Below are 26,795 nucleotides of genomic sequence, written 5' to 3'. Positions count from 1 at the left end.
GCCCCTCCTATTGACCAGAGTTGAAACCTGGTTCACCTTTCAGTAGATCAGGACGAAACCGCAGGCAAGCGGGTCGACACAGGGAGGAAAAGCCATGAAGGCGCGGGCGTATCTGCAACTCGGGGCCGCGGTCGCGGCGCTTCTCGCCGCTCCGGCTTTCGCGCAGAGCAGCGGCGGGACCGGCGCGCCGGGCGCGCAGGACGTGAACCCCGCATCCGAATCGACGCAGGCGCAGTCGGATAACAATGTCGCGACCGAGGAGGGCGCGGCGGGCGAGCGCAACGTCGCCGACATCGTCGTCACCGCCCGCCGTCGCGAGGAGTCGCTGCTCGACGTGCCGATCGCGGTGTCGGCCTTCACCGGCGCGCAGCTCGAGGCGCAGGGCTTCCTGGACATCACCGACATCGCCAACGTGACCCCATCCGTCACCCTGGAGGTCTCGCGCGGCACCAACAACACGCTCACCGCCTTCATCCGCGGCGTCGGGCAGCAGGATCCGGTCGCCGGGTTCGAGGGGGGCGTCGGCATCTACCTGGACGACGTCTACCTCAACCGTCCACAGGCGGCGGTGCTCGACATCTACGACGTGGAGCGGATCGAGGTGCTGCGCGGGCCGCAGGGCACGCTCTACGGCCGCAACACCATCGGCGGCGCGGTCAAGTACGTCACCCGCCGCTTGGGCGACGAGCCGACGGCGCGGGTGCGCGCCTCCTACGGCACCTATGATCAGGCCGACCTCGTGGTGAGCGCGTCGACGCCGATCGGCGACGGCACGGTCAAGGTCGGCGTGGCGGGCGCCAGGCTGTCGCGCGGCGGGTTCGGCGACAACCTCACCACGGGGCGCGAGAACTACAATCGGGACATCTGGGCGGCGCGCGGCACGCTCCAGATCGAGCCGTCCGACGAGTTCTTCCTGCGCCTGTCGGGCGATTACACCAAGGACGAGTCCGAACCGCGCGGCGGGCATCGCATCATCCCGGACCTGGCCGCCCCTTTCCAGTTTCCCGTGCTGGATGACGTGTTCGACTCGCGCGGCGGTCTCCTCGACCCGCGCCAGGAGGTCGAGGCCTATGGCGGCTCGCTCTTCGCGGAGATGAAGCCCGCCGATTGGCTCATCGTCCGGTCGATTACCGGCTACCGCAAGGACGACTCGGCGACGCCGATCGACTTCGACGCGCTGCCCGCGGTCGACGTCGACGTGCCGGCCTTCTACAACAACGAGCAGTTCAGCCAGGAGCTGCAGGCGCTGGTCGACTTCGGCGGCTTTAACGGGCTCGTCGGCTTCTATTACCTCGACGCCCGCGCGCGCACCGTATTCGACGTGCGGCTGCCCAACCGGTTGACCGCGCTCACCTCGGGCAATGTCAAGACGGACACCTACGCCGTGTTCGGCGACTTCACCTACGACCTGAGCCCGCAGTTCAGCGTCTCGGTGGGCGGCCGCTACACCTGGGACACGCGCACCTCGCAGGTGGTGCGCAACGTGTATCTGGGGCCGTCGCCCGCGTTCGGCGGCACGACCGCGCCCATCGTGCGGCAGACGGATTTCCGCGGCTCGGCCGATTTCAGCGAGTTCACGCCGCGCGCGAGCGTCAACTTCAAGCCCACGCCCGACCACAATTTCTACGCGAGCTACAGCCAAGGCTTCAAAGGCGGCGGCTTCGACCCGCGCGGCGTCGGCACCGCCGCGCCCGACCTGAACCGCAACGGCCGCAACGGCGCGCAGGGCGACCGGGCGGACATCTTCGAGTTCCTGAGCTTCGACCCCGAACGCGTCGACGCCTATGAGGTCGGCTACAAGGCGTCGCTCCTCGACCGGCGGGTCAACCTGGCGCTCGCCGCCTTCCAGTCCGATTACACGAACGTGCAGGTGCCCGGATCGGTCGGGCAGACGGTGAACGGCGTGCAGACGTTCGTCGGCATCACCACCAACGCCGGCAAGGCGCGCATTCGCGGATTCGAGGCGGAGGTCAGCGCCACGCTGTTCGAGGACGTGGCGGGTGCGGGCGACCGCGTCACCTTCGCGGGCTCGTTCAGCTATCTGGACGCCGAGTACCGCCGGTTCATCGACGCGCGCGGCATCGACGTGGCGAACCGCCGCCGCATCCAGAACACGCCGGAGTTCACCTTCTCCGAGACGCTCGGCTACTCGGTCCCGGTCGGGGCGGGATCGGTCGACGCCAGCGTGACGCTCTCTTACCGCAGCTTCACGCAGCAGTTCGAGCTGCGCACGCCGGGCCTCGATCAGCCGGCGTTCGGATTGCTCGACGCGAACGTCGTCTGGAACATCGACGACCGTTTCTCGCTCGGCGTGCACGGCCGCAACCTACTCGACAAGGAGTATATCGTGTCGGGCTACAATTTCCTGGCGCAAAACCCGGACACGGGCGACTTCCTGCGCAACGCGCAAGGGCGGTTGATCCCGACGCTGGGCGCGGAAGGCGTGCTCACCGCCTATTACGGCAACCCGCGCCAGGTGTTCGCGACGCTGACCGCGAAGTTCTGAGCGGAAGCGGGCCGCCACCGTTTCAACTTTTCGTCACCCCGGGCTTGACCCGGGGTCCACGCGCGGCGCTTCTGTTCGGGAAGGCGATCCCGAACAAGCGGACGCGCGTGGATGCCGGGTCGAGCCTGGCATGACGGGGGAGATACAGATGACTCAAGCCAATGCGCGAGGAGCCGCGCCGGCCGGGCAGAACCCCAACCTCGTCCTGGGCATGCTGCTCCTCGTCTACATCTTCAACTTCCTCGACCGGCAGATGCTCGGCATCCTGGCGGGGCCGATCAAGGCGGATCTCGGGCTCACCGACGCGCAGTTCGGCGCGGTCGGCGGGCTCGCCTTTGCATTGCTCTACTCGTTCCTAGGCGTGCCGCTCGCCCTGCTCGCCGACCGGACGAGCCGGTCGGGGGTGGTGGCGGCGTCGCTGGCGGTATGGAGCCTGTTCACCGCGCTGTGCGGGATCGCGGCCAATTACTGGCAGCTCTTCCTGTTCCGGCTGGGCGTGGGTGTCGGCGAGGCGGGCGGCGTCGCGCCGTCATACGCGCTGATCGCCGACTATTTCCCACCGGAGCGGCGCGCGCGGGCGCTGGGCATCTACTCGATGGGCGTCCCCGTCGGCTTGGCGTCGGGCACGCTGTTCGGCGCCTATATCGCCTCGCTCGTCGACTGGCGCATGGCGTTCATCGTCATGGGGGTGGCGGGACTGCTGCTCGCCCCCGTGTTCCGCTGGCTGGTGCGCGACCTGCCCCGCACGGGCTCGCCGGTCAGACTGTCGGCGCTGTTCGAGGTCTTTCCGGTGCTCGCGCGCAAGCCCGCCTTCTGGCTGATGGCGTTCGCCGCGTCCTTCTCGTCGCTCACCGGCTACGGGTTGGCGCTGTGGACGCCGTCAGTGCTGCAGCGCTCGTTCGGCTTGGGCCTGATCGAGACAGGCCAGTTCTTCGGCTCGCTTCTGCTCGTCGGCGGGGTGGCGGGCGTGGTCGCGGGCGGGTTCCTGGCGGATCGGCTGGGCCAGGCGGATCGGGGCTGGTACGCCAAGCTGCCCGCTATCGCTTGGGGTGTCACCGCGCCCATGTTCGTGGCGGGCCTGCTCAGCCCGTCGCTGACGCTGGCCTGGGCGCTGCTGGTCATCCCCAACGGCTTGAACATCCTGTGGCTGGGGCCCGTGACGACGGCGGTCCAGCACCTTGTGCCCCAGCACCAGAGGGCCACGGCCTCCGCATCGTTCCTGCTCATCAACAACCTGATTGGCCTGGGCGTCGGGCCGCTGCTGATGGGCTCGCTGTCAGACGCGCTCAAATCGACTTACGGCATCGAGGCGCTGCGCTACGCCGCGGTGGCGTGCGTGGGGTTCTACCTCGTCGCGGCGCTGCTGATGCTGCTGGCGGTCAGGCCGCTCAGGCGGGGGTGGGTCGACTAACGCTCCCTGGTCGCCGCGAAGCGCACCTTGGGGTAACGGTCCTGGACATAGCCGACCTCCCAGGCGGATTTCGCCAGGAACACCGGGTTGCCGTCGCGGTCCTTGGCCATCGCGCTCCGGTTCAGGTCGGCGAACGCCTTGAGATCCGCCGCGTCCTCCGCCGAGACCCAGCGCGCGGTGTCGAACGGCGCGGGCTCGAGCGCGGCGGCGACTTTGTACTCTGCCTCGAGTCGCGAGAGCAGCACGTCGAGCTGTAGCTGGCCGACGACGCCGATTACCCAGTTGGACCCGATCTCCGGGTAGAAGACCTGCGTCACGCCCTCCTCGGCCATGTCGTCCAGCGCTTTGCGCAGCTGCTTGGTCTTGGTCGGGTCCTTGAGTTGGACGCGGCGCAGAATTTCCGGCGCGAAATTGGGGAGCCCCGTGAATCGCACGCCCGCGCGCTCCGACAGCGTGTCGCCGACGCGCAAGGTCCCGTGGTTGGGGATGCCGATGATGTCGCCGGGGAACGCCTCGTCGGCGACCTCGCGATTCTGCGCGAAGAAGAGGATGGGCGAGTGCACCGCGATCGGCTTGCCGTGGCCGGTCGGCGTCAGCTTCATGCCGCGCTTGAAGGTGCCTGAGCAGAGCCGCATGAACGCGATGCGGTCGCGGTGTTGCGGGTCCATGTTCGCCTGCACCTTGAACACGAAGCCGGTGACCTCGCCCAACTCCGGCGAGACGGGCACGGGCTCGGCGGGCTGCGGTCGGGGCGGCGGCGCGTGGCGGGCGAGCGCGTCGATCAGGTCGGCGACGCCGAACTCCTTCAGCGCCGAGCCGAAATAGACGGGTGTGAGGTCGCCGTTGCGATAGGCTTCCGCGTCGAATGACGAGTAGCCGCCCTGCGCCAGCTCGATCTCCTCGATGACGTCGGCCGGCAGCTCGGGGCTCGTGTCGACGCGACCCTGGAAGGTGCGGCTGTCGCCGTCGGGGCGGCTCACCCCGCCCGTCTCCAAATTGAGCACGCCCTGGAACGAACCGCCCATGCCGACCGGCCAGCTCATCGGGCACACGTCGAGCGCGAGCACGTCGGCGATCTCGTCGAGGAGCGCGAACGGGTCGCGGCCCTCGCGGTCCACCTTGTTCACGAAGGTGATGATGGGGACGGAGCGCAGGCGGCAGACCTCGAACAGCTTTCTCGTCTGCGCCTCGATGCCGCGTGCGGCGTCGATCACCATCACCGCGGAGTCGACGGCGGTCAGCGTGCGGTAGGTGTCCTCCGAAAAGTCCTCGTGGCCCGGCGTATCGAGCAGGTTGAAGGTAATCCCGTCCGTCTCGAACGTCATCACCGACGAGGTGACCGAGATGCCGCGCTGCTGCTCGATCTTCATCCAGTCGGACCGCGCGAGGCGGCGCTGGCCCTTGGCCTTGACCTCGCCCGCGAGATGGATCGCGCCGCCCGCGAGGAGAAGCTTCTCGGTCAGCGTGGTCTTGCCCGCGTCGGGGTGGGAGATGATCGCGAAGGTGCGGCGGGGGGAGGTCATCGAGGGTCCTGCACAAACTAAACGTCACCCCGGCCTTGACCTGAGATTCCGCGACCAGCGAAGCGGGACCTCAGGTCAGGGCCGGGGTGACGAGGAAGCGTGTATATAGGGCGTCAGACGACCAGCGTCACGCTCATCGCGGTGCGCCATTCGCCGCCGGGCGGGACGGTGAACACGCCCGGCTTGTCGCGGAACTCGCCCGCGAAGCCTTCCGGGTCGGCATGGCCGTGCCAGGGCTCGACGCAGACGTAACGCGCGCCGGGCAGCGTCCAGACGCCCAGCTGCGGCGCGTCGAAGGCGATGTCGAGCTGCGGACCGTCGGGCGCGCCGTAGCAGAGCCGCTTGGAGCGGACCGGGTCCCAGACGAGCGCGTCGTGTTCGAACAGGTGGTCGGCCAGCTTGAGCTCGCGGCCCTGCACGGGGCTCGGCCGCTCGGGGTCGGTGAGGAAGCCGTCGGGGGTGACGCCGCGGAGCAGGGGCGTCTCCTCCGCCTCGAACAGCATCCGGTGCTCGGCGCGATGGCGGCCGTACGGAAGCGGCCAGGCGAAGGCGGGGTGGAAGCCGAACTGCACGGGCAGATCGAGCTCGCCCGGGTTCGCGATCTGCACCTCGGTCACGAGCGTCGCGCCGTCGAGACGGAAGCCGACCTCCAGCCGAAAGGCGAAGGGGTAAGCGACCCGCGTCTCCTCCGAGTCGGCGAGCACGAACAGCGCCTCGGTGTCGCCCGCGTGCGCGACCTCGAACAGCAAGCGGCGCGCGATCCCATGTTTGGGCATCGGATAATCGCGGCCATCCACCCGGATCGCGTCACCGTGGACGCGACCGACGATCGGAAACAGGAGCGGCGCGCGCCCCGTCCAGAAGGCCGGGTCGGCGTCGGTCATCAGCTCGAGCCCGCCCGCATCCTCCAGATGGCTCAGCTCGGCGCCGAACGGGTTGATCGCGGCCGAGAGTCGGCCGTTCCCGATGCGCACCATCTCACGGCTAGCCACGTAAGCTTGCTCCCAGCTTGGCGGCCGCGGCGACGACCCTGTCGCTCACCGCTTTGAGGTCGGCGTCGGTGAAGCTCTTCTCGCCCGGTTGCAGCACGACCTCGACCGCAACCGACTTCTCGCCGTCCTTCTCAAACAAGTCGAACACGCGGGCTGAGACGATGTTCGCCTTGTCCGCGCCCTTGATCGCGCGCACCAGCGCATCGGCCGCGAGCTCGGCGGGCACGAGGAACGCGAAATCGCGTCGCACCGGCTGGAGCGCGGGCGGCGCGTAGGCTGGGCGCGCGAAACCTTGCGTGCGCTTGGCCGGAATTGCGTCCAGGTACAGCTCGACCGCGGCGATGGGACCGGTGAGGTCGAACGCTTTGAGCGTCTTGGGGTGGAGCATGCCGAAGGCGGCGAGCACCGTCTTCGGCCCGAGCCGGAGCGTGCCCGACTGGCCCGGATGCCAGGCGTCGCCCGCCTCGCCTCCCTCGACGGTGCTCGGGACAGGCAAGACCTGCAGGTTGTCGACGGGCGCGCCGGCTTGCGCCAGCAGCGCCAGCGCTTCGGCCTTGGCGTCGAACGCGTCGTAGGCGGTCGCCTTGCCCGTGCGCCAGTTGCGTTGGCTGCGGTCGCCGGCGAGCACGACGCCCAATGTCGAGCGCTCCGCGTCGGCGAGGTAGCGGCGGCCGATCTCGAACAGGCGCACGCCGCCGCCTGGAAGTTGCCGAAGATTGCGCGCCGCGGCGCTCAGCAACCCCGGCAACAGCGAGGGGCGCATCACCTTGAGTTCCTCGCTGATCGGGTTGGCGATCCTCCAGGCGCCGCCGCCGAAGGCTGCGGCCTCCGCCCCGGAGACGAAGCTCCAGGTCACCGCCTCGTCGAGCCCGCGCGCGGCGGCGGCGCGGCGGAGGCGGCGCTCGAGTTTCTGCTCGGGCGTGGCGGTCGGCTTGGCGACACCGGGCGGGTGCGGCAGCGCGGTGCTCGGCACCTTGTCAATGCCTTCAATGCGGATGACCTCCTCGACCAAGTCGGCGGGGCCGTCCACGTCGCGGCGCCACGTCGGCACCGTGACGGGCCAGGGCGACTCGACGGTCGCGAACAGCGCGTCGCTGTACGCGTCGGTGTGGTCGATCGCGCCCATCTTGAAGCCAAGCGATAGCAGGATGCGCGCCTGTCGCTCGGGCGGCACGTGCAGCCCGCCCAAGCTGTCGCACAGCCGCGGGTCGTAGCGAATCACGCGCGGCTCCAGCGGCGGCTCGCCCGCGCGCGTGACCTCGGACGCCGTGCCGCCGCAGATCTCCAGCACCAGCGCGGTCGCGTGCGCGAGCCCGTCGTCGAGGAACGCCGGGTCGACACCGCGCTCGAACCGCTGGCGCGCGTCGCTGGTCAGACCGAGCTTCTGGCCGGTGCGCGCGATGTGGTCGGGGTCGAAGTACGCGCACTCGATCAGCACGTCGGTGGTGCCCGAGCTGACGCCGGAATGCTCGCCGCCCATGATACCGCCGATGTCGTGCACCTCCGCCTCGTCGGCGATGACGGTCATGCCTTCGCCGAGCGTGTAGGTCTTGCCGTTCAGCGCCACGACCTGCTCGCCTGCCCGCGCTTTCCGCGCGACGAGCCCGCCCTGGAGCTTGGCGCGGTCGTAGACGTGCAGCGGACGGCCGAGGTCAATCATGACGTAGTTAGTGACGTCGACCAGCGCCGAGATCGGCTTCTGCCCGATCGCGAGGAGGCGGCGGCGCATCCAGTCGGGTGAGTCGCCGTTCCGAACGCCCGAGACCGCCTGCCCATAGAAGGCCGGACAACCTTCCGGGTCGTCGGTCCGCACCTCGGGGCCGACATCCTCGCCCGGAATATGTTTCACGTGGAACGGTTTAAGCGCGCCCAGCCCCGCCGCGGCGAGGTCGCGCGCGATCCCGCGCACGCCCATGCAGTCCTGGCGGTTGGGCGTGACCGACACGTCGATCACCGGATCGTTCAGCCCCGCATAGTCGGGAAAAGACGTGCCCACCGGCGCGTCGGCGGGCAGCTCGATGATGCCGTCGTGACCCTCGCCCAGTTCCAGCTCGCGCTCGGAGCACATCATGCCGTTCGACTCGACCCCGCGGATCGCGGCGATCTTGAGCGTGATGTCGGAGCCGGGGACGTACGCGCCCGGCGCGCCGAACACGCCCAGCATGCCGGCGCGCGCATTGGGCGCGCCGCACACGACCTGTACGGGGCCGTCGCCCGCGTCGACGGAGAGCACCTGGAGCTTGTCGGCCTGCGGGTGGCGCTCGGCGGTGAGCACCCGCGCGACGCGGAACGCGCCGAGTTTCGCGCCCGGATCAGCGACGCCCTCGACCTCGAGGCCGACGCGGGTCAGCGCGTCGACGATCTCGTCGAGCGAGGCGCTAGTCTCTAGATGCTCCTTGAGCCAGCTCAGCGTGAACTTCATGCCCCCACTCCTCCCGACAGCGTGGGCACGTCGAGCGCGCTGAAGCCGTAATGCTTGAGCCAGCGCACGTCGCTCTCGAAGAACGGCCTGAGGTCGTCCATGCCGTATTTGAGCATTGCCAGACGGTCGACGCCGACGCCGAACGCGAAGCCCTGCCACTCGTTCGGATCGAGCCCGCACGCCTCGATAACGCGCGGATGGACCATGCCGGAGCCGAGCAGCTCCATCCATCCCTCCGACCCGCCGAGCACGCGGCGGCCGTTCCGCATCGTGTAGCCGACATCGACCTCCGCCGAGGGCTCGGTGAAGGGAAAGTAGCTCGGGCGCAGGCGCAGCACGATGTCGTCGCGCTCGAAAAAGGCGCGCAGGAACGTCTCCAGCGTCCATTTGAGGTGGCCGAGCGTGATTCCCTTGTCGATCACCAGCCCCTCGACCTGGTGGAACATGGGCGTGTGCGTCGCGTCCCAGTCGGAACGGTAAACGCGACCCGGCGCGATGACGCGGATCGGCGGCTTTTGCGCGAGCATCGTCCTGATCTGCACGGGGCTGGTGTGCGTGCGGAGCACCATAGGCGGCTCGTGCTCGCCCGCCAGATAAAAGGTGTCCTGCATCGCCCGCGCGGGATGCGTGTCGGGGATGTTGAGCGCGGAGAAGTTGTGCCAGTCATCCTCGATCTCCGGACCCGTAGCGACGGCGAAACCGAGGTCGGCGAAGATCTCGGCGAGCTCGTCCATTACTTGGCTCACCGGGTGGACGGTGCCGGGCGCCGGCAGGTCCACGGGGAGCGTCAGGTCGAGCTTCTCGCTCGCCAGCCGCGCGTCGAGCGCGTCCTGCTCCAGCCGCGCCTTGCGGCCGGTGATCGCCGCGGTGATCGCCTCGCGAAGCCCATGGATGCGCGGGCCCTCGCTCTGGCGCTGCTCCGGCGTCATGCCGCCCAGCGTCTTCAGGAGCGCGGTGATGCTGCCCTGCTTGCCCAGCGCGCCCACGCGTACGGCTTCGAGCTTGTCGAGCGTGTCGGCGTCGGCCGTGTCCGCGAGCAAACGGTCGTGAAGTGTTTCGATGTCGGTCATGCCAGTCCTTGGTCGCGGGCCCGATAACGAAAAGGGCGCCGGTGGTGAACCACCGACGCCCCTTGTCGTGCGCTTGTGTCGCAGGTCGCCGTTCAGGCGGCCTGGGGCAGAGCCGCCTTCGCCTGCGCGATGATGGCGGTAAACGCCGCTTCCTCGTTCATCGCGATGTCGGCGAGCACCTTCCGGTCGAGCTCGATGCCCGCGAGCTTCAGCCCGTGCATGAACTGCGAGTAGGTCAGGCCCTCGGCGCGGACGCCGGCGTTGATGCGCTGGATCCAGAGGCCGCGGAAGGTGCGCTTCTTCACCTTGCGGTCGCGATAGGCGTACTGCCCGGCCTTCTCGACGGCCTGGCGGGCGATGCGGATGGTGTTCTTGCGGCGGCCGTAATAGCCTTTGGCCTGCTCCAAAATCCTCTTGTGCTTGGCCTTGGTGGTCACACCGCGCTTGACGCGTGCCATGGTTCAGTCTCCTCCGCTCAGTTCAGGCCGTAGGGGGCCCAGGCCTTCACCGTCTTGGTGTCGGCGTCGGACAGGACGGTCATGCCGCGGTTCTGGCGGATGTACTTGCCGTTGTGGCTGATGAGCCGGTGGCGCTTGCCGGCGACGCCGTGCTTGAGCTTACCGGTGGCGGTCATCTTGAAGCGTTTCTTCACGCCGCTCTTGGTCTTGAGCTTGGGCATTTTCACTCCTTTGCGCTGGCGACGAAAAGACGGCCGCGGCAGCCCTAGTTGGCCGGGCAGTCCTTGTTCCTCGTCGCTCGGGAAGCGGGGCGCATAGCCGCACGCTTGCGAAAAGGCAACGGGGTCAGCCGGGTACGGCCCTCAAAGCCTCCAGCACGTCGTCCGTCCGCGCCGGGTCGCCGATCGCCAGCACATGGCCTTGCGCGTCGGCGGTGAGCGGGTCGCCGTTCCAGTCGCACATGCGCCCGCCCGCGCCCTCGACGATGGGCGCGAGCGCGGCGAAGTCGTGGAGCTTGAGCCCCGATTCGCATACCAAGTCGAGCCAGCCGCTCGCCAGGAGACCGTAATTGTAGCAGTCGCCGCCATAAATGGGCCCCTGCCCCGTCTTGGTGCCGTACACCGCGGCGACCAGCGCCATGTAATGCGGCACGTCGGCGTCGGTGAACAGGTGCGGGCTGGTGGTCGCCAGCATCGCGCCCCTGAGCTCCGGGCAGACGCGCGTATGGACGGGTGCGCCGTTGAACGTCGTCGGCCGCCCCGCTGCGCCCAGCCAGCGCTCGGCTGCTATCGGCTGGTCGATGACGCCCAGCACCGGCCAGCCCTCGTGCACCAGCGCGATCAGCGTGCCGAAGATCGGCCGGCCGGCGGTGAAGCTGCGTGTGCCGTCGACCGGGTCGAGCACCCAGCGCCGGCCGGTGACGCCCGGCTTCTCGCCATATTCCTCGCCCACCACGCCGTCGCCGGGCGCCTCCGCGTCGAGCAACCGGCGCATCGCCGCCTCGGCCGCGCGGTCGGCGAGCGTGACGGGCGAGCCGTCCTCCTTCTCCTCCGCGCCGTGCTCATTCCGGAAATAGGGTCGGATCGCCGCCCCCGCCGCGTCGGCGAGGCGCTGGGCGAGGTCGAGATCGGCCTGGGTCACGCGCATCGGCGGGCGATACGAGTGGATAGTGAAGCTAACAACCTTCCGTTCGCCCCGAGCTTGTCGAAGGGCTGCTCTTCTTTTCACTCTCGACAAGAAGGACGGTGCTTCGACAAGCTCAGCACGAACGGGTAGGAGTGGGATCAACGATCCGCCCTTTCCGGGAGAACACCCATGCGCCGCCTCATGCTCGCCGCCGCCCTCCTCGCCAGCCCCGCCGTCGCGGCGCTCGCCCCCGGCGCCAAGGCGCCCGACTTCACCACGCGGGGCGCGATCGGGGGCAAGGTGTTCACCGTCAACCTAGCGCAGCAGCTCAAGCGCGGGCCGGTGGTGCTCTATTTCTTCCCCGCCGCCTTCACGAGCGGGTGCAACGCCGAGGCGCGCGCCTTCGCGGCCAAGGTGGACGAGTTCAAGGCAGCGGGCGCGACGGTGATCGGCATGTCGGCCGACCCGATCGAGCCGCTGGTGAAGTTCTCCGCGACCGAGTGCGCGGGCAAGTTCGCGGTCGCGAGCGCGGGGCCGGCGGTGGTGAAGGGCTATGACGTCGCCTATCCCAAGCCCATCCAGGGGCGCACCGTCACCAGCCGCACCAGCTATGTCATCGGCCGCGACGGGCGGATCGCCTTCGTCCACGACGCGATGAGCCCGGCCCAGCATGTCGACCTGACGCTAGCCGCGGTGAAGAAGCTACGGTGACGAGTTTCTAACGATTGCGCGCTATCCGGCACGGTGACGTAAGTTATCGGGCAAGAGGTCGGGAATGCGGCGCGCGGTGGCGCAGAATGGGGAAGCGAGCGGCGGGGACCTGTTCTCGCGGATCGGTGCGTTCCTGCACGATCAGCGGCTGAGCCCAGAACCGGCGCATTACAGCTTCGCCTACACCGTGCTGAGCGACCCCGCCGGCCCGCTCGCCAAGGCGGTGGCCGAGCTGACGGACGACGGCGTCCGCCTGAGCCGCAGCGATATCGAATCGCTGGGCGGCGCCGTGCGCGAGGGCGCGGCCGAGGAGGCGGAGAACACCGGCCGGCTGGTCGAGGAGACGCACGCGCAGGTCGAAGACTTGGCGAACGTCATGCGCGCCATGCACGACGAGACGCGCGACTTCGGCCGCGACCTCGCCGCCCGAGCGGAGGAGATGCGCCGCGCGGGCCCCACGCCCGGCATGGCGGAGCTGGCGCGGATCACGGGCGCGATGCTCGGGCGCATCGCCGAGTCGGAGCGCCGGCTGGCCGACGCTACGCGCGAGACGGACGAGCTGCGCGCCAAGCTCGCCGAGGCGCGCGTCGTCGCCAGGCGCGACCCGCTGACCGGCCTGCCCAACCGCCGCGCGTTCGAGGAGGCCTATGCCGCCAAGCAGGGCGGGCGGCTGTGCCTGGCCTTGTGCGACGTCGACCGGTTCAAGCGCATCAACGACGGCTTCGGACACGGGGTCGGAGACCGGGTGCTCACCGCCATCGCCGACACGCTGCGCGTCTCCTGCGATGGCCACCTGGTCGCGCGGCACGGCGGCGAGGAGTTCGTGGTGCTGATCGAGGGACTGACCGTAGAGCGCGCGGCCGAGCTCCTGGAGGACGCGCGCGCGGGCGTCGCCACCAAGCGCTTCCGCTCGCGCGAGACCGACCGCATGATCGGCCGCGTCACCGTGTCCGTGGGCCTTACCGCGGTCGGCGCCGACGAACGGCTGGAGGACGTGCTCGCACGCGCCGACCGGCTCCTCTATACCGCCAAGTCGACCGGCCGTGACCGGCTCTGCGTCGACTGACGCCGATAATTGGCGCGCCGCACGGTCGGACGTGGTGCGGAATCCCAATCCGCTCGGAAGCGCGCCGCTAAGTCCTTGATCCAACTCATTTCGCGAAATTGGCACGGGCGATGCAATCATCCTGGCATCGGCGGATCGAATGGTCGAGCCGCCGGGTAAACAGGAAGGAACACGCCATGACCACCTACCAGTCCACGCAGCGCTTCGTCGTCAGCCTCGCCGCCGCGCTCTTCACCGCCGCGCTCGCCGTCAGCGCCGCCGTTCCCGTCGTTCCGATCGCCTGAACCGCGAACGACACCACCCATCACACGGGGATCGAACATCATGATCCGCAATTTCTTCTTCGGCGTCGCGTCCATCGCGGGCACGCTGATGCTGGTCGCGGTCAGCGCGCCGCCCGTAGCCTGAACTCAGGCGCGCACGCCCGAGCCGACCGGCCCGACAGGGGCCGGCTCCTCTCGGGAATAGGTGCCCACCAGCAGACCGGCGGCCAGCACATGGCCGCGCATCGCCTCCACCAGCGCGCTCCGGCCCGGGGAACCGCCCGGGTCGGGCGTGCCGGCGTCCAGCGCGAACAGCTGAAAGCAGTAGCGGTGCTCGCCGTGACCCGTGGGCGGGTCGGGCGGCAGCCAGCCCTCGCGCCGGAACGAGTTGCGGCCGACGTCCCGGCCTTTCCACCCGTCGCCGTCGGGCGCGATCCCGCCTTCCACGAACTGGCCCGCTTCCGGCGCGAGCCCCCAGACGACCGCGTGCGCGATCGGCTGCGGCGTCGGCGCGTCCGCGTCCTCGACCAGGAGCGCCAGGCTCGCCGTACCCTCGGGCGGGGCGGTCCAGACGAGCGGCGGCGACCAGCCCTCCCCGTCCGCGGTGAAGCGCGGCGGCAGGCGGCCGCCGTGTGGAAAGGCGGGGCTCATCAGCTCCAGCTCGGGCACGCCCGAACCGAGCTCCGCGATCGCGAGCTTGTCCACGCCCGCGCGGAAGCCCGATAGGCTGCGGCCCAGCCAACCTGGCACGTGTTCCAGCATCGGCGGGTTCAACGTCCGGGCTCGCAACTCGGACGCAGCGGGCCTACATTCGGGTTATATGCAGTATTTCAGCCGCCTATCGCCGGTGCGCGCGTTCAAGGACCTGCGCCTGTTCTTCGCCGAGCGCGGTCCGATTGAGCTGGTCTTTCTCGTGCTGGCCATGGCGATCACGCTGACGCTCATCTACGCCTTCGCGCGCGACAGCAACTTCGAGACGGAGTACCGGCCCGACATCATCTATGTCGAGCAGTATACGCTCAATCGCACGGACGCGGAGATCACGGCGCAGCAGAGGATCGACCAGGCCGAGAAGCGCAAGCGGATGGCCGAGATCGAGCGCCGCGCGGCCGAGCGCCAGGCGTCGTTCAAGCGGCTCGACGACAAGCTGAAGAGCTACGGCTTCTGAGCGACGATCGAGCGTGGATGGGCGCCGCGCTCGGTCTGGGCGAGCGCGGACGGGGGCGCACCGCGCCGAATCCGAACGTCGGCTGCGTCCTCGTGCGCGACGGCCGCGTCGTCGGGCGCGGCTGGACGCAGCCCGGCGGACGCCCGCACGCGGAGGCGATGGCGCTGCGCCAGGCGGGCGAGAAATCGCGCGGCGCGACCTGCTACACGACGCTGGAGCCCTGCGCGCATCGCTCGCACCGCGGGCCGACCTGCTCCGACCTGCTCGTCGAGGCGGGCGTGGCGCGGGTCGTCGCGGCCACCGGCGATCCCGATCCGCGCACCGACGGCGACGGATTCGAGCGTCTTCGAACGGCGGGCATCACGGTCGAGACGGGCGTGCGCGAGGCGGAGGCGCGGCGTTCGATGGCGGGGTTCCTGACGCGGCGCACCCATGGCCGGCCGCACGTCACGCTCAAGCTCGCCACGTCGCTCGACGGCCGCATCGCGCTACCGAGCGGCGAGTCGCGCTGGATCACGGGGCCGGAAGCGCGCGCCCACGCGCATGCCGAACGCGCGCGGCACGAGGCGATCCTGGTCGGTCGGGGGACGTGGGACGCGGACCGGCCCCGGCTCGACGTGCGGCTCACGGGCGTGGAGGACAGGTCGCCGCGGCGGGTTGTACTTTCGTCCCGGCCCACAACTCGTCACCCCAGCGAAAGCTGGGGTCGCGTGGAAAATACGGGCGACGTTCACTCCCAGGACGATCCCAGCTTTCGCTGGGATGACGAGACGAGCACCTGGGAAGTGATCCCCTCCCCTCACGCCATCGCCGACCTCGCGGCCGTCGATCACCTCCTCGTCGAGGGCGGCGCGCAAGCCGCCGCCGCGTTCCTCCGCGCCGGCCTCGTCGATCGCCTCCTCCTCTACCGCGCGCCGATCCTCCTCGGCTCGGGCCTGCCCGCGACCGGCGACATCGGCCTCGCCGACCTCGCGTCCGCGCACGGCCGCTGGCGGCTCCACGACGCGCGCCAGCTAGGCACGGACAGGCTCGAGGTGTACGAGCGCGCCTGATGTTCACCGGCATAATCACCGACGTCGGCGCGATCCGCCAAGTCGAGCGGCGCGGCGACGTGCGCGTCGTGGTCGAGACGGCGTTCGACACCGACACCGTCGACCTCGGCGCGTCGATCGCCTGTTCGGGCGTGTGCCTGACGGTGGTCGACAAGGGCCCCGGCTGGTTCGCGGTGGACGTGTCGGGCGAGACGCTCAGCCGTACCGCGCAGGGCCAGTGGAGCGCCGGTCGGAGACTCAACCTCGAACGCGCGATGAAGCTCGGCGACGAGCTGGGCGGCCACATCGTCACCGGCCACGTGGACGGCGTCGCGGAGGTCGTCGGCGTCTACCCGGAAGGCGACTCCAAGCGCATCGGCTTCTCCGTCAGCCGCGAGCTCGCCCCGTTTCTCGCGCCCAAAGGGTCGGTGACGGTCGACGGCGTCTCGCTCACCGTCAACCAGGTCGACGACCGCGACGACGGCACGCACTTCTCCGTCAACGTCATCCCGCATACCCAGACCGCCACCACCTTGGGCGACCTTCAGCCGGGACAGGCCGTCAACATCGAAATCGACGTCCTCGCCCGCTACCTCCAACGCATGGAGCACTATCGTGGCCGCTAACCCCGCGCCCATCCGCCTGCGCCACGCTTTCCTGTCGTCGCCGGAGGAGATCATCGACGAGGCCAAGAACGGCCGCATGTTCATCCTCGTCGACGACGAGGACCGGGAGAACGAGGGCGACCTCGTCATCCCCGCGCAGATGGCGACGCCGGAGAAGATCAACTTCATGGCCCGCCACGGCCGCGGGCTGATCTGCCTCGCGCTCTCCAAGCGCCGCGTCGACGAGCTCGGCCTGGACCTCATGAGCCGCAACAACGGCACGCGGCACGAGACGGCCTTCACCGTCTCGATCGAGGCGCGCGACGGGGTCACCACCGGCATCTCGGCCGCCGACCGCGCGCGCACGGTCGCGGTGGCGATCGACAGCTCCAAGGGCCGCGACGAGATCGTCACGCCCGGCCACGTCTTTCCGCTGGTGGCGAAGGACGGCGGTGTACTCGTCCGCGCGGGCCATACTGAGGCCGCGGTCGACGTGTCGCGGCTGGCGGGTCTCAACCCCTCGGGCGTGATCTGCGAGATCATGAACGAGGACGGCACCATGGCGCGCATGGACGACCTCGTCGCCTTTGCGCAGCTGCACGGCCTCAAGATCGGCACGATCCGCGACCTCATCGCGTACCGCCGCCGCTACGACCACCTCGTCGAGCGCCGCGCCGAGGCGCGCTTCACCAGCCGCTGGGGCGGCGAGTGGACCGCGATCACCTTCTGGAACAAGGCGGCCGGCACCGAGCAGGTCGCGCTGGTCAAGGGCCGCGTCGACCCGAGCAAGCCGACGCTGGTGCGCATGCACGCGCTCAACCCCTTCTCCGACCTGTTCGGCGAAACGGACCCGCGCGCCGGCCAGCTCGCCCGCTCCATGGAGATGATCGCCGCCGAGGGCGCGGGCGTGATCGTCGTCATCAACAAGCCGCGCAGCGATGTCTTCACCGCCGCGGTGCGCGCCAAGGCCGGCCAGCCCGTCCCCGACATGGAGGAGCTGCGCGATTACGGCGTGGGTGCCATGATCCTAACCGAGCTCGGCGTGGAGGAGATGGTGCTCCTCACCAACACCCACCACACGCTGGTGGGCCTGGACGGCTACGGCCTGAGCATCGTCGGCGAGCGGCCGATTCCGGGCGGGGAGGGCTGACCCGCCCTCGCCCCCGTGCGTCACCCTGAACTTGTTTCAGGGTCCAGGGTGACGACCTCGACCACTGCTGGTCGTCCGCACCACGCTGGATGCTGAAACAAGTTCAGCATGACGGAAGAAGGAAGAAGAATGGCCCGCGTCCTGATCGTCGAAGCGCGCTTCTACGACCACCTGAACGACCTCCTCCTGGCCGGCGCACGCGCCGCGATCGAGGCCGCCGGCCACGCGCACGAGACCGTCACCGTCCCCGGCGCGCTGGAGGTTCCCGGCGCGCTCGCGCTCGCGGCGGAGACGGGCCGCTACGACGCGTACGTCGCGCTCGGCGTCATCATCCGCGGCGAGACCTACCATTTCGAGGTCGTCAGCAACGAGAGCGCGCGCGGCATCATGGCGCTGACCCTGGACGGCCTGGCGATCGGCAACGGCATCCTGACGGTCGAGAACGAGGCGCAAGCGCTCCGCCGCGCCGACCCGGCCCAACTCGACAAGGGCGGCGACGCAACGGAGGCGGCGCTGGCGATGCTGAAGTTGCGCGAGCGCTTCGCCTGACCTCAGCCCTCTCCCGCTTTCGCGGGAGAGGGACAGCTGCGAAGCAGCAGGGTGAGGGCCTGGGCAGGGCGCATCCCGAGGAACAGGCCCTCACCCTTGCCGCGCCTACGGCGCGTCTCTCCCTCTCCCGCGAAAGTGGGAGAGGGGAACGAGTGATGGCTGGCGCGTTACTTTCTCATGATCCTAGTCACGGGCGCGAGCCGAACGGTGGGCGGTGCGGTGCTGGCCGCGCTCAGGGAGCAAGGCGCGCCCGCCGTCGCAGCGACGAGCCGCGCGGACGCGCTCAGACCCGACCAGCGCCGGCTCGATTTCGCCGACCCTACCAGCTTCGCCCCGGCCCTCGACGGCGTGCGCACACTGTTCCTGATGCTGCCGCCTGCCCTGCCCCGGGCGCGCGAGCGGTTCCGGGCGTTGCTCGCGACCGCGAAGGCGCGGGGTGTCGAGCGCGTCGCATTCCTGTCGATCCGCAACGCCGACCGGCTGCCGATGTTGCCGCATCGCGGGCTGGAGCGCGTAGTGGAGGCGTCCGGCCTGGGCTGGACGCATCTTCGCGCCAACGACTTCATGCAGAACTTCGCCACTGTTCCCGTCTATCGCGACGGGATTCGGCGCGGCGAGCTGGTCGGACCCGGCGGGCGCTCGTACACCGCTTACGTCGACGTACGCGACATCGGCGAAGCGACCGCGCGCATCCTCTTGGACCGCGGGCACGACGGCCGCGCCTACACGCTGACCGGCCCCGACCCGCTGACGTTGCCGGAGGTCGCCACCGCGCTAGGCGAAGTCCTCGGCCGTCCCGTCGCGGCGCGCACGCCCTCGCTCCCCGGCTTCTTCCGCCACGCCCGCCGCGTCGGCGCGCCCGTGCCCCTGGCACTGATCATGACCAGCATCGGCCTGATCGCGCGCCTGGGGCTGGCGGCGGGCGTCGATCCGACGCTGGAGCGCCTGCTCGCCCGCCGCCCGCGCGACATACGCGACTTCGCGCGCGCCTATTCCGCCGCCTGGGCCTGATAGGGCGGGTAGTCGACATAACCTTCCGGCCCCTGGCTGTACCAGGTCTTCATGTCGTCCGCCGCCAGCGGCAGCTTGCGGCGGAAACGCTCGACCAGGTCGGGATTGGCGATGAACGGCCGGCCATAGGCGATCGCGTCCGCGGCACCCGCGTCCAGCGCCGCCTGGCCGTGCGCGTCCGTGTAGTCGGAGTTGAGCACGAGCACGCCGCGATACGCATCGCGGATCGCGGGCGACTGCTTGGGCACATCGGTGCGGCCGAACGTCCCCTCCGGCCCCGGCTCGCGCAACTCGAGGAACGCGATTCCGATCTCGTCCAGGGCGCGCGCGGCGGGCACGAACACCGACGCCGGGTCCGAGTCGTCCACACCCTGGCTCTCGCCGTTGGGCGACAGGCGCACGCCCGTGCGCTCCGGCCCGGCGACAGACGCGACGCGCTCCACGACCTCGCGGAGCAGGCGGATGCGGTTCTCAGGCGCGCCGCCGTACGCGTCGCTGCGCTGGTTCGACCCGTCGCGCAGAAATTGGTCGATCAGGTAACCATTGGCGGCGTGCACCTGCACCCCGTCGAACCCGGCCGCGATCGCGTTCCGCGTCGCGCGGGCATAGTCGTCGAGGATGCGCCCGATCTCCGCGGCGTCGAGCGCGCGGGCGGTCTCGAAGGGCTGGCGGCCCTCATAGGTATGGACCTTGCCGGGGCTGATCGTCGCCGACGCGGAGACGGGTTGGGTACCGATGACGGAGGAGTGCACCTGCCGTCCCATATGCCATAGCTGCGCGACGATGCGCCCGCCGGCCGCGTGCACCGCTTCGACGACGGGCACCCAGCCCTCCGTCTGCTCGTCCGTCCACAGGCCCGGTGCATAGGGCCAGCCCAGGCCTTCGCGGCTGATGCCCGTCGCCTCCGAGATGATCAGCCCCGCCTCGGCGCGCTGCGCGTAATACTCAGCCATCAACGGCGTCGGCACATGCGCACGCGTGCCGCGGCCGCGGGTCAGCGGGGCCATGAGGATGCGGTTGGGCGCGTGGATCGCGCCGATCCGGACGGGGTCGAAGAGGCTGGGCATGTGACCTTCCCTGATGTGCCTGTTTGCCGCGCGGAGATAGGCGGCTAGGGGGCGGCATGCGACCCGCCGCCGGCCCAAACAAATCTATCAAGCTTCGACGGCCAGCTTCGGGCGGCTTTGTTCGCCCCATCGACACTCCCTCCGTCACCCCGGACTTGGGTCCCCAGCAAAGTACTACTTTGCTGGGTTCCCTCTTCCGAGGTCCATCGTCGGACGCGCACTCCGACGGGATCGTTCGCACAACGATGGATGCCGGAACAAGTCCGGCATGACGAAGAAGGACGGCGCCCTGCCCTTCGTCGCGGCGACGCTCGCCAACATCGCGCTCGCCTTCGGGCCGTGGTTCGTGCGGCTGGCCGACACGGGGCCGGTAGCGAGCGCCTTCTGGCGGATCGCGCTCGCCGCGCCGCTGCTCGTCGTCATGGCATGGATGGGCGGCGGTCGTCCCGCTCGCCTGTCGCCGATCCTCTGGGCGACCCTGGCGGTGAGCGGCGTCTGCTTCGCCGCCGATCTGGCGAGCTGGCATCTCGGCATCCTGCGCACGACGCTCGCCAACGCCACGCTGTTCGGCAATTCGGCGACATTGTTCTTCCCGATCTACGGCTTCCTCGTCGCACGCGCCTGGCCGACGCGGACGCAAGGCGTCGCGCTCGCGCTGGCGATGCTGGGCGCCGCGCTGCTGATGGGCAGGAGCCTGCAGCTCGACGCGCGCAACCTCGCGGGCGACCTGCTCTGCCTACTCGCCGGGATCCTCTACACCATCTACTTCATCTGCATGGCGCGGGCGCGCGACGTCATGGCGCCGCTGCCCGCGCTAGCGCTCTCCACGCTGGCGAGCGTGCTGCCGCTGCTGCTCTTCGCCAACCTGCTCGGCGAGCGCGTCTGGCCGTCGAACTGGAGCCCGCTGATCGGCCTCGCGCTGGCGAGCCAGGTGTTCGGCCAGGGATTGATGATCTACGCGCTGGGCAAGCTGTCGCCGCTCGTCATGGGCCTGATGCTGCTGATTCAGCCCGTGGTGGGCATGACGGTGGGCTGGCTCGCGTACGACGAGCGGCTGGGCGCGCTCGACTTCGTCGGCATCGCGCTCGTCGCCGCCGCGTTGGTGCTCGTCCGGCGCGGCCCCACGGTTGCGGAAGGGACGACCGACGACGATATCGCCCGCGTGAAGGAGGCCGCATGACGGATCTGTCGGACGCCACGCTCGACGAGCTGCGCGAGGCGCTCGCGCCCCGCATCGCCGCCAACGCGGGGTTCGACGGCTGGACCGACGCCGCGCGCGACATGGCCGCCGACGAGCTCGGGGTGGACCGCGACGTCGCGCGGCTCGCCTTTCCGGGCGGTGCGGTCGACATGATCGACGCCTGGTTCGCGCAGGTGGACCGCGCGACGATCGAGGCGCTGCCCCTCGACCAGCTGCAGGCGATGAAGATCCGCGAGCGCATCCAGGTGCTCGTCGAGGCGCGGCTCACGGCCATGTACGACGATCGCGAGTCGCTCCGCCGCGCGTTGGCGATCTTGGCGCTTCACCCCGCCCGCGCCGCGCGGCTCGGCTGGCGCACCGCCGACCTGATCTGGCGGCGCGCAGGCGACACCGCGGTCGACTACAACCACTACACCAAGCGCGCGATCCTGCTCGCCGTCTACGGCGCGACGGTGACCGTATTCCTCGACGACCGCTCGGACGATTTCGCCGACACGCGCGCCTTCCTCGCCCGGCGCATCGAGGGCGTGATGCGCTTCGAGAAGTTCAAGGCGGGCATGGCCGACCGCGCAGAGCACCGGCCCAGCCTCGCGCGCTTCGTGGGCCGGTTGCGCTATCCGGTGCGCTGATTTGCGAACCGTTCGCAAAACTGCTTTGCCGAGCGAAGTGAGTGTGATAATCGCTCGCAAATGGACATGTCCCGCCCCATCGTCCCGTCCCTGAGCCTCGAGACGCTGCCCCGCTTCCAGCGCGCGACCGTCGCCGCGATCGAGTGGAGCCGCCTCGAGGCGCCCCAGGCGCGCCGCCTCCGCGAGCTCGGCTTCGACGAGGGCGTGGATGTGGAGGTGCTGCACCGCAGCGGCGGCCCGATCGCCTGCCGCATCGGCCGCATGACCGTCGCGCTCCGCCGCGCGGTGGCGGCCGCGGTGCATGTGTCGCCCGCCGCTTAGACATCTGAGGAACATAGGGGCGTGAACCCCGCACCGCTGATAGCACTTGTCGGCAACCCAAACGCCGGCAAGAGCGCGCTGTTCAACGCGCTCACCGGCGCGCGCCAGAAGGTCGGCAATTATCCCGGCGTCACCGTGGAGCGTAAGTCGGGCCGCTTGACGCTCCCCGACGGCCGCCCCGCCGAGCTCGTTGATCTGCCCGGCGCGTACAGCCTGGAGCCGAGCTCCCCCGACGAGGCGGTGACGCGCGACGTGGTGCTCGGTCGCCAGGCGGGCGAGCGGCGGCCGGACGCGCTGGTGGTGGTGCTCGATGCGGGCAACCTGCCCAACCACCTGCGCTTCGCGATGCAGCTGGTGGCGCTGGGGCTGCCCACCGTGATCGCGCTCAACATGGTGGACCTTGCCGAGCGCGACGGGCTCACGCTCGACGCGGAGGTACTCGCCCAAGAGCTGGGCGTCCCCGTCGTCCCCACCGTCGCCGTCCGTCGCCGCGGCCTCGACGCGCTCACCGAGGCGCTGACGGACGCCGTCAAGCGCAAGCCCGAGCCCGCCCGCGACACCGACCCCCTGCCGCAGCTCCAGAAGCAGGCGCGCAAGCTCGCCGCCGCCGCCGTGCTGAGCGAGACGCCCGCGCGCCGCTGGAACCACGCTCTGGACAGCGTCGCGCTGCACCCCGTCGCCGGCCCCGCCATCCTGCTCGCGCTGCTGTTCGTCATGTTCCAGGCGGTGTTCAGCTGGTCGGAGGCACCTATCGGCTGGATCGAGGGCGCGTTCGCGGGTGCGAGCGAGTGGATCGCCGGGACGCTCGCCGACAACCTTCTCCGCAGCCTGCTCGTGGACGGCGTGCTCGCGGGCGTGGGCGCGGTGGTGGTGTTCCTGCCGCAGATCCTGATCCTGTTCGCCTTCATCCTCGTGCTAGAGGCGACGGGATACATGGTCCGCGCCGCGTTCCTGATGGACCGCATCATGGCGCGCGCGGGGCTCTCGGGGCGCGCCTTCATCCCGCTGCTCTCCTCCTTCGCCTGCGCGGTGCCCGGCATCATGGCGACGCGCACGATCGACGACGAGAAGGACCGGCTCACCACCATCCTGATCGCGCCGCTCATGACCTGCTCGGCGCGCCTGCCCGTCTACACCATCATCATCGGCGCGTTCATCCCCGACCGCGAGGTCGCGCTGCTCGTCGGCCTGCAAGGGCTGGTGCTGTTCGCGCTCTACATCCTCGGCATCCTGGGCGCCTTCGTCGCCGCGCTGCTGCTCCGGCGCACCATCACCAAGGGCACGTCGTCCGGCTTCATGCTGGAGATGCCGCGCTACCAGTGGCCGCGCCCGCGCGACCTGCTCATCGGCCTGTGGCAGCGCGCCGCGATCTTCCTGAAGCGCGCAGGGACAATCATCGCCGTCACCACGATCGTGCTCTGGGCACTGCTCTCCTTCCCCAAGCCGCCCGAGGGCTCGCCCGTGAGCCAGGTCGACTATTCGGTCGCGGGCCGCATCGCCAACGGCATCGAGGTCGCGGTCGCCCCCATCGGCTTCAACCGCGACATCGCGCTGGCGCTCATCCCCGCCATGGCCGCGCGCGAGGTCGCGGTGGCGGCGATCGGCACCGTCTACGCCGTCGAGGACTCCGAGGACAGCCAAGGCCAGCAGACGATCCGCGACAATCTCCGCACCCGCTGGAGCCTGCCGACCGCGCTCGCTTTCCTCATGTGGTTCGTCTTCGCGCCCCAGTGCATCTCGACGATCGCTGTCGCGAGGCGGGAGACCAACGGCTGGCGCTGGCCCCTGTTCATGGTTGGCTATTTGTTCGCGGCTGCCTACATTGCGGCAGGATTAACATATTGGTCCGCGAGAGCGCTGGGCCTGTAGCGGAGAGCATATGGCGGGCAGCGTCAACAAGGTCATCATCGTCGGCAATCTGGGCAAGGATCCCGAGTCCCGCTCGTTCCAGAACGGCGGCAAGGTCGTGAATTTGCGCGTCGCCACCTCCGAGTCGTGGAAGGACCGGAGCTCGGGCGAGCGCAAGGAGCAGACCGAGTGGCACCAGGTCGCCATCTTCGACGAGCGCCTGGGCGAGGTCGCCGAGAAGTACCTCCGTAAGGGCTCCAAGGTCTATCTCGAGGGCCAGATCAAGACGCGCAAGTGGCAGGACCAGAACGGTCAGGACCGGTACACGACCGAGGTGGTCGTGCCGCGCTTCGGCGGCGTGCTCACCATGCTCGACGGCCCCGGCGGCGGTCAGGGCGGCGGTGGCGGCCGTGACTTCGGCGGCGGCGACGATTTCGGCGGCGGTGGGGGCGGCGGCTTCGGTGGCAGCGGCGGAAGCCGCGGCGGCTCGGGCGGCGGGCGCGGCGGCTTCGGCCAGTCGGGCGGCTTCGCGGACGATCTCGACGACGACGTGCCGTTCTAAGCGGCGGACCCGGCCCAGGTGACCCCTCCCGCCGCCTCCGGCGAGCCGCCGTCGCGCTCGCGCGTGGTCGCGTCCTATGACGTGGCCGGCGCGGCCGAGCGCGGCGACTTGGACGACCTCGTCACCTTCGCGCGCGAGCTGTGCGAGGCGCCGATCGGGCTCGTGACCGCGCTCGACGCCGATTATCAGCATTTCGTCGCACGGCAGGGCGTCGACTTCGACTGCACGCCGATCAGCGCATCCTTCTGCGCCCACGCGCTCGGCGGCACGGGCGTGATGGAGGTGCGCGACGCGCGCGAGGACCCGCGCTTCGCCGCCAACCCGCTCGTCACCGGCGACACGCAGGTCCGCTTCTACGCCGGCGCGCCCATGGTAACGCCCGAGGGCGCGGTGCTCGGCACGGTGTGCGTGCTCGACGTCGAGCCGCGGCCGCAGGGGCTCAACCCCGTGCAGCGCCAGGGTCTGCAGGTGCTCGCCCGCGCGGCCATGTCGCGGCTCGACGACCGGCGCCTGGCCGGCGAGCGCGCCGCCAGCGCCGACCGCTCGCGCCGCGCGCTGGAGGAGTCGGAGCTCCGCTTCCGCACGCTCGCCGACACCATGCCGCAGATGGTGTGGTCGACGCTGCCCGACGGCTTCCATGATTACTACAACGCGCGCTGGTACGAGTTCACCGGCGTGCCGGACGGGTCGACCGACGGCGAGGCGTGGAACGGCATGTTCCACCCCGAGGACCAGGAGCGCGCCTGGGCCCGGTGGCGGCACAGCCTGGCCACGGGCGAACCGTACGATATCGAGTACCGCCTGCGCCACCACAGCGGCGAGTATCGCTGGGTGCTCGGCCGCGCCCTGCCGATCCGCGATGCCGAGGGGCGGATCACGCGCTGGTTCGGCACCTGCACCGACATCCACGAGCAGAAGCGGTTGCTCGAGAGCCGCGAGATGGTGAGCCAGGAGCTCAGCCACCGCATCAAGAACATCTTCGCCGTCATCTCCGGGCTGATCACGCTCGCCGCGCGGCACCGGCCCGATTTCGGCGACATCGCCGCGGACCTGCGCCAGCGCATCACCGCGCTCGGCCGAGCGCACGACTATGTCCGCCCGCACAGCGCCCAGTCGCGCCGCGACACGCCCGCGGACTCGCTGCACGGGCTGCTCGACGACCTGTTCGCGCCGTACGGGCGCGTGCGCGTCGAGGGCGGCGACGTGGGCGTGGACGACCGCTCGGCCACGCCGATCGCGCTCCTGTTCCACGAACTCGCCACCAACGCGACCAAATACGGCGCACTCTCCGCGCCAGACGGCGAGGTGGTGCTGGAGATCGCCGCCGAGGAGGACCAGGTGCGCCTCCTCTGGACGGAGCGCGGCGGCCCGCCCGTGACCCCGCCCAGCGGCGAGACGGGATTCGGTACGCAGCTCGTGGAGCTGAGCGCCGTGCGTCAGCTAGGCGGCGAGATCCGCCGCGACTGGCGGCCAGAAGGGCTGCGGGTCGAGGTGCTGATCCCGTCGTCAGCGTTCAGCCGGCGCTGACCTACGCCTCATGCCCTTCGTCACCCCGGCCTTGAGCCGGGGTCCATGCGCGTCCTCGTCCGCGAGCTACGCGCTCATGAGCAGCGGACGCGCTTGGATGCCGGGTCAAGCCCGGCATGACAGCAAATAGTGTTGGTGCCCCGCTCAGCCCGCGACCGCAGGTCGTTCGCCCAAGTCCCCGTCGTCGTTGGCCGCGCCGTCCGCGCCTTCCGCCATCCGCGCGGCCTCCAGGATCGCCGCCTCGCTGAACGGCTTGCGTACGAAGCCGAGACCCGGCGCGGGCTCGCCGATCTGCGACGGGTTGGCGGTGACGAACACGACCTTGACGCCGTAATCCTGCGACATGCGGCGCGCAATCTCGGGGCCGGTCATGCCGTCGCGCAGGTTCACGTCGACCAGCGCGAAGTCGCACTGGGGCGCCGCTGCCATCGCCGCCTCGCTGTCGGGGGCGATCGCGCACACCTGATAGCCCGCGTCCGTCAGGATGCGTTCCAGGTCGAGGGCGACGAAGATCTCGTCCTCTACGATCAGCGCGGTTTTGCCCATGGTCCTTTCCTGGCGATTCAGGGGCGAACGCCG

The 26,795-nt window shown here is 70.0% G+C and carries 26 protein-coding genes; 16 read left to right on the top strand and 10 right to left on the bottom strand.

Annotated elements, in window-relative coordinates; translation table 11 throughout:
• Positions 1–94: 94 nt before the first annotated feature.
• Positions 95–2,506, top strand: a complete 2,412-nt coding sequence (locus CKY28_RS07765) for a TonB-dependent receptor (RefSeq protein WP_095997792.1) — start codon at positions 95–97, stop codon at positions 2,504–2,506.
• A gap of 148 nt (positions 2,507–2,654) precedes the next feature.
• Positions 2,655–3,917 (top strand): spinster family MFS transporter, encoded by a 1,263-nt coding sequence (locus CKY28_RS07760; protein WP_095998546.1) that lies wholly within the window; start codon positions 2,655–2,657, stop codon positions 3,915–3,917.
• On the opposite strand, the gene CKY28_RS07755 is transcribed toward CKY28_RS07760, so the two are convergent.
• From CKY28_RS07755 to CKY28_RS07725, 7 genes are all read right to left on the bottom strand, one after another.
• On the bottom strand, positions 3,914–5,440 hold the full coding sequence (locus CKY28_RS07755; RefSeq protein ID WP_095997791.1) for a peptide chain release factor 3: 1,527 nt from the start codon (positions 5,438–5,440) through the stop codon (positions 3,914–3,916). The two genes, CKY28_RS07760 and CKY28_RS07755, sit on opposite strands and share 4 nt — an antisense overlap.
• 113 nt (positions 5,441–5,553) lie before the next feature.
• Positions 5,554–6,417: an aldose 1-epimerase family protein gene (locus CKY28_RS07750; protein ID WP_095997790.1), complete on the bottom strand. Its 864-nt coding sequence runs from the start codon at positions 6,415–6,417 to the stop codon at positions 5,554–5,556.
• 7 nt (positions 6,418–6,424) lie between these two features.
• On the bottom strand, positions 6,425–8,854 hold the full coding sequence (pheT, locus tag CKY28_RS07745; protein WP_095997789.1) for a phenylalanine--tRNA ligase subunit beta: 2,430 nt from the start codon (positions 8,852–8,854) through the stop codon (positions 6,425–6,427).
• Positions 8,851–9,924, bottom strand: coding sequence for a phenylalanine--tRNA ligase subunit alpha (gene pheS, locus CKY28_RS07740; protein ID WP_095997788.1), 1,074 nt, complete (start codon positions 9,922–9,924; stop codon positions 8,851–8,853). The genes pheT and pheS overlap by 4 nt, the downstream gene beginning before the upstream one ends.
• Before the next feature lie 92 nt (positions 9,925–10,016).
• Positions 10,017–10,382, bottom strand: coding sequence for a 50S ribosomal protein L20 (gene rplT / locus CKY28_RS07735; protein ID WP_095997787.1), 366 nt, complete (start codon positions 10,380–10,382; stop codon positions 10,017–10,019).
• A gap of 17 nt (positions 10,383–10,399) precedes the next feature.
• Positions 10,400–10,603: a 50S ribosomal protein L35 gene (gene rpmI / locus CKY28_RS07730; protein WP_095997786.1), complete on the bottom strand. Its 204-nt coding sequence runs from the start codon at positions 10,601–10,603 to the stop codon at positions 10,400–10,402.
• A gap of 124 nt (positions 10,604–10,727) precedes the next feature.
• Positions 10,728–11,528: an inositol monophosphatase family protein gene (locus tag CKY28_RS07725; protein WP_095997785.1), complete on the bottom strand. Its 801-nt coding sequence runs from the start codon at positions 11,526–11,528 to the stop codon at positions 10,728–10,730.
• 168 nt (positions 11,529–11,696) lie between these two features.
• On the opposite strand from CKY28_RS07725, the gene CKY28_RS07720 reads away from it, so the two are divergent.
• Both CKY28_RS07720 and CKY28_RS07715 read left to right on the top strand, forming a co-directional pair.
• Positions 11,697–12,218: a peroxiredoxin gene (locus tag CKY28_RS07720; RefSeq protein ID WP_095997784.1), complete on the top strand. Its 522-nt coding sequence runs from the start codon at positions 11,697–11,699 to the stop codon at positions 12,216–12,218.
• Between the two features lie 64 nt (positions 12,219–12,282).
• A complete protein-coding gene (locus tag CKY28_RS07715; RefSeq protein WP_095997783.1) occupies positions 12,283–13,284 on the top strand; it encodes a GGDEF domain-containing protein in 1,002 nt (333 codons plus the stop codon).
• A gap of 410 nt (positions 13,285–13,694) precedes the next feature.
• Here CKY28_RS07715 and CKY28_RS07710 read toward each other — a convergent pair whose 3' ends face one another.
• Positions 13,695–14,309 (bottom strand): YbhB/YbcL family Raf kinase inhibitor-like protein, encoded by a 615-nt coding sequence (locus tag CKY28_RS07710; RefSeq protein ID WP_095997782.1) that lies wholly within the window; start codon positions 14,307–14,309, stop codon positions 13,695–13,697.
• A gap of 58 nt (positions 14,310–14,367) precedes the next feature.
• Here CKY28_RS07710 and CKY28_RS07705 point away from each other — a divergent pair, with 58 nt between their 5' ends.
• The 6 genes from CKY28_RS07705 to CKY28_RS07680 all read left to right on the top strand — a co-directional run bounded on the left by CKY28_RS07705 (position 14,368) and on the right by CKY28_RS07680 (position 19,061).
• Positions 14,368–14,715, top strand: a complete 348-nt coding sequence (locus CKY28_RS07705; protein ID WP_095997781.1) for a hypothetical protein — start codon at positions 14,368–14,370, stop codon at positions 14,713–14,715.
• 17 nt (positions 14,716–14,732) lie between these two features.
• Positions 14,733–15,767: a bifunctional diaminohydroxyphosphoribosylaminopyrimidine deaminase/5-amino-6-(5-phosphoribosylamino)uracil reductase RibD gene (gene ribD / locus CKY28_RS07700; RefSeq protein ID WP_095997780.1), complete on the top strand. Its 1,035-nt coding sequence runs from the start codon at positions 14,733–14,735 to the stop codon at positions 15,765–15,767.
• The gene (locus CKY28_RS07695) at positions 15,767–16,372 is read left to right on the top strand and encodes a riboflavin synthase (protein WP_095997779.1); all 606 of its coding nucleotides are present in this window, start codon (positions 15,767–15,769) and stop codon (positions 16,370–16,372) included. The genes ribD and CKY28_RS07695 overlap by 1 nt, the downstream gene beginning before the upstream one ends.
• A complete protein-coding gene (gene ribB / locus CKY28_RS07690) occupies positions 16,362–17,501 on the top strand; it encodes a 3,4-dihydroxy-2-butanone-4-phosphate synthase (RefSeq protein WP_095997778.1) in 1,140 nt (379 codons plus the stop codon). Before CKY28_RS07695 ends, ribB begins: the two co-directional genes overlap by 11 nt.
• A 129-nt stretch (positions 17,502–17,630) precedes the next feature.
• Complete coding sequence (gene ribH / locus CKY28_RS07685; protein WP_095997777.1) at positions 17,631–18,050, top strand: 6,7-dimethyl-8-ribityllumazine synthase; 420 nt, start codon at positions 17,631–17,633, stop codon at positions 18,048–18,050.
• Positions 18,051–18,227: 177 nt separating this feature from the next.
• Positions 18,228–19,061 (top strand): NmrA family NAD(P)-binding protein, encoded by an 834-nt coding sequence (locus tag CKY28_RS07680; RefSeq protein ID WP_095997776.1) that lies wholly within the window; start codon positions 18,228–18,230, stop codon positions 19,059–19,061.
• Here CKY28_RS07680 and CKY28_RS07675 read toward each other — a convergent pair.
• A complete protein-coding gene (locus CKY28_RS07675; protein ID WP_095997775.1) occupies positions 19,040–20,128 on the bottom strand; it encodes an alkene reductase in 1,089 nt (362 codons plus the stop codon). The two genes, CKY28_RS07680 and CKY28_RS07675, sit on opposite strands and share 22 nt — an antisense overlap.
• Positions 20,129–20,396: 268 nt before the next feature.
• Here CKY28_RS07675 and CKY28_RS07670 point away from each other — a divergent pair, with 268 nt between their 5' ends.
• Genes CKY28_RS07670 through CKY28_RS07645 form a run of 6 tightly spaced genes read left to right on the top strand, consistent with a single transcriptional unit; the run spans position 20,397 to position 26,216 of the window.
• The gene (locus CKY28_RS07670; RefSeq protein WP_095997774.1) at positions 20,397–21,308 is read left to right on the top strand and encodes a DMT family transporter; all 912 of its coding nucleotides are present in this window, start codon (positions 20,397–20,399) and stop codon (positions 21,306–21,308) included.
• A complete protein-coding gene (locus tag CKY28_RS07665) occupies positions 21,305–21,958 on the top strand; it encodes a COQ9 family protein (protein WP_095997773.1) in 654 nt (217 codons plus the stop codon). Before CKY28_RS07670 ends, CKY28_RS07665 begins: the two co-directional genes overlap by 4 nt.
• A 60-nt stretch (positions 21,959–22,018) precedes the next feature.
• Positions 22,019–22,279 carry a FeoA family protein gene (locus tag CKY28_RS07660; protein ID WP_095997772.1) on the top strand — a complete coding sequence of 87 codons (261 nt, stop codon included), beginning with the start codon at positions 22,019–22,021 and terminating at the stop codon, positions 22,277–22,279.
• Between the two features lie 21 nt (positions 22,280–22,300).
• Positions 22,301–24,148 (top strand): ferrous iron transporter B, encoded by a 1,848-nt coding sequence (feoB, locus tag CKY28_RS07655; protein WP_095997771.1) that lies wholly within the window; start codon positions 22,301–22,303, stop codon positions 24,146–24,148.
• Between the two features lie 10 nt (positions 24,149–24,158).
• Complete coding sequence (ssb, locus tag CKY28_RS07650; RefSeq protein ID WP_095997770.1) at positions 24,159–24,689, top strand: single-stranded DNA-binding protein; 531 nt, start codon at positions 24,159–24,161, stop codon at positions 24,687–24,689.
• Positions 24,690–24,707: 18 nt separating this feature from the next.
• Positions 24,708–26,216 (top strand): sensor histidine kinase, encoded by a 1,509-nt coding sequence (locus CKY28_RS07645; protein ID WP_095997769.1) that lies wholly within the window; start codon positions 24,708–24,710, stop codon positions 26,214–26,216.
• A gap of 144 nt (positions 26,217–26,360) precedes the next feature.
• Here the strand turns inward: CKY28_RS07645 and CKY28_RS07640 are convergent, their stop codons facing one another.
• Positions 26,361–26,762, bottom strand: a complete 402-nt coding sequence (locus CKY28_RS07640) for a response regulator (RefSeq protein ID WP_095997768.1) — start codon at positions 26,760–26,762, stop codon at positions 26,361–26,363.
• Positions 26,763–26,795: the final 33 nt, after the last annotated feature.

The sequence above is a fragment of the Sphingomonas lenta genome, from assembly GCF_002288825.1.
In the GTDB taxonomy this organism is placed as follows: domain Bacteria; phylum Pseudomonadota; class Alphaproteobacteria; order Sphingomonadales; family Sphingomonadaceae; genus Sphingomonas; species Sphingomonas lenta.
Note: the sequence above shows the minus strand (reverse complement) of the source record. Positions and strands in the feature narration are given on the sequence as shown.

Bases quoted from the DNA above. Each gene is read 5' to 3' on its own strand.
- ribD (WP_095997780.1), top strand. From the start codon at position 14,733: ATGGGCGCCGCGCTCGGTCTGGGCGAGCGCGGACGGGGGCGCACCGCG.
- CKY28_RS07670 (WP_095997774.1), top strand. From the start codon at position 20,397: ATGACGAAGAAGGACGGCGCCCTGCCCTTCGTCGCGGCGACGCTCGCC.
- rplT (WP_095997787.1), bottom strand. From the start codon at position 10,382: ATGGCACGCGTCAAGCGCGGTGTGACCACCAAGGCCAAGCACAAGAGG.
- CKY28_RS07720 (WP_095997784.1), top strand. From the start codon at position 11,697: ATGCGCCGCCTCATGCTCGCCGCCGCCCTCCTCGCCAGCCCCGCCGTC.
- CKY28_RS07665 (WP_095997773.1), top strand. From the start codon at position 21,305: ATGACGGATCTGTCGGACGCCACGCTCGACGAGCTGCGCGAGGCGCTC.
- pheS (WP_095997788.1), bottom strand. From the start codon at position 9,924: ATGACCGACATCGAAACACTTCACGACCGTTTGCTCGCGGACACGGCC.
- CKY28_RS07710 (WP_095997782.1), bottom strand. From the start codon at position 14,309: ATGCTGGAACACGTGCCAGGTTGGCTGGGCCGCAGCCTATCGGGCTTC.
- CKY28_RS07760 (WP_095998546.1), top strand. From the start codon at position 2,655: ATGACTCAAGCCAATGCGCGAGGAGCCGCGCCGGCCGGGCAGAACCCC.
- rpmI (WP_095997786.1), bottom strand. From the start codon at position 10,603: ATGCCCAAGCTCAAGACCAAGAGCGGCGTGAAGAAACGCTTCAAGATG.
- CKY28_RS07640 (WP_095997768.1), bottom strand. From the start codon at position 26,762: ATGGGCAAAACCGCGCTGATCGTAGAGGACGAGATCTTCGTCGCCCTC.
- ribH (WP_095997777.1), top strand. From the start codon at position 17,631: ATGGCCCGCGTCCTGATCGTCGAAGCGCGCTTCTACGACCACCTGAAC.
- CKY28_RS07675 (WP_095997775.1), bottom strand. From the start codon at position 20,128: ATGCCCAGCCTCTTCGACCCCGTCCGGATCGGCGCGATCCACGCGCCC.
- CKY28_RS07750 (WP_095997790.1), bottom strand. From the start codon at position 6,417: ATGGTGCGCATCGGGAACGGCCGACTCTCGGCCGCGATCAACCCGTTC.
- CKY28_RS07725 (WP_095997785.1), bottom strand. From the start codon at position 11,528: ATGCGCGTGACCCAGGCCGATCTCGACCTCGCCCAGCGCCTCGCCGAC.
- CKY28_RS07715 (WP_095997783.1), top strand. From the start codon at position 12,283: ATGCGGCGCGCGGTGGCGCAGAATGGGGAAGCGAGCGGCGGGGACCTG.
- CKY28_RS07660 (WP_095997772.1), top strand. From the start codon at position 22,019: ATGGACATGTCCCGCCCCATCGTCCCGTCCCTGAGCCTCGAGACGCTG.
- CKY28_RS07755 (WP_095997791.1), bottom strand. From the start codon at position 5,440: ATGACCTCCCCCCGCCGCACCTTCGCGATCATCTCCCACCCCGACGCG.
- CKY28_RS07705 (WP_095997781.1), top strand. From the start codon at position 14,368: ATGCAGTATTTCAGCCGCCTATCGCCGGTGCGCGCGTTCAAGGACCTG.
- CKY28_RS07680 (WP_095997776.1), top strand. From the start codon at position 18,228: ATGATCCTAGTCACGGGCGCGAGCCGAACGGTGGGCGGTGCGGTGCTG.
- ssb (WP_095997770.1), top strand. From the start codon at position 24,159: ATGGCGGGCAGCGTCAACAAGGTCATCATCGTCGGCAATCTGGGCAAG.
- CKY28_RS07765 (WP_095997792.1), top strand. From the start codon at position 95: ATGAAGGCGCGGGCGTATCTGCAACTCGGGGCCGCGGTCGCGGCGCTT.
- pheT (WP_095997789.1), bottom strand. From the start codon at position 8,854: ATGAAGTTCACGCTGAGCTGGCTCAAGGAGCATCTAGAGACTAGCGCC.
- CKY28_RS07695 (WP_095997779.1), top strand. From the start codon at position 15,767: ATGTTCACCGGCATAATCACCGACGTCGGCGCGATCCGCCAAGTCGAG.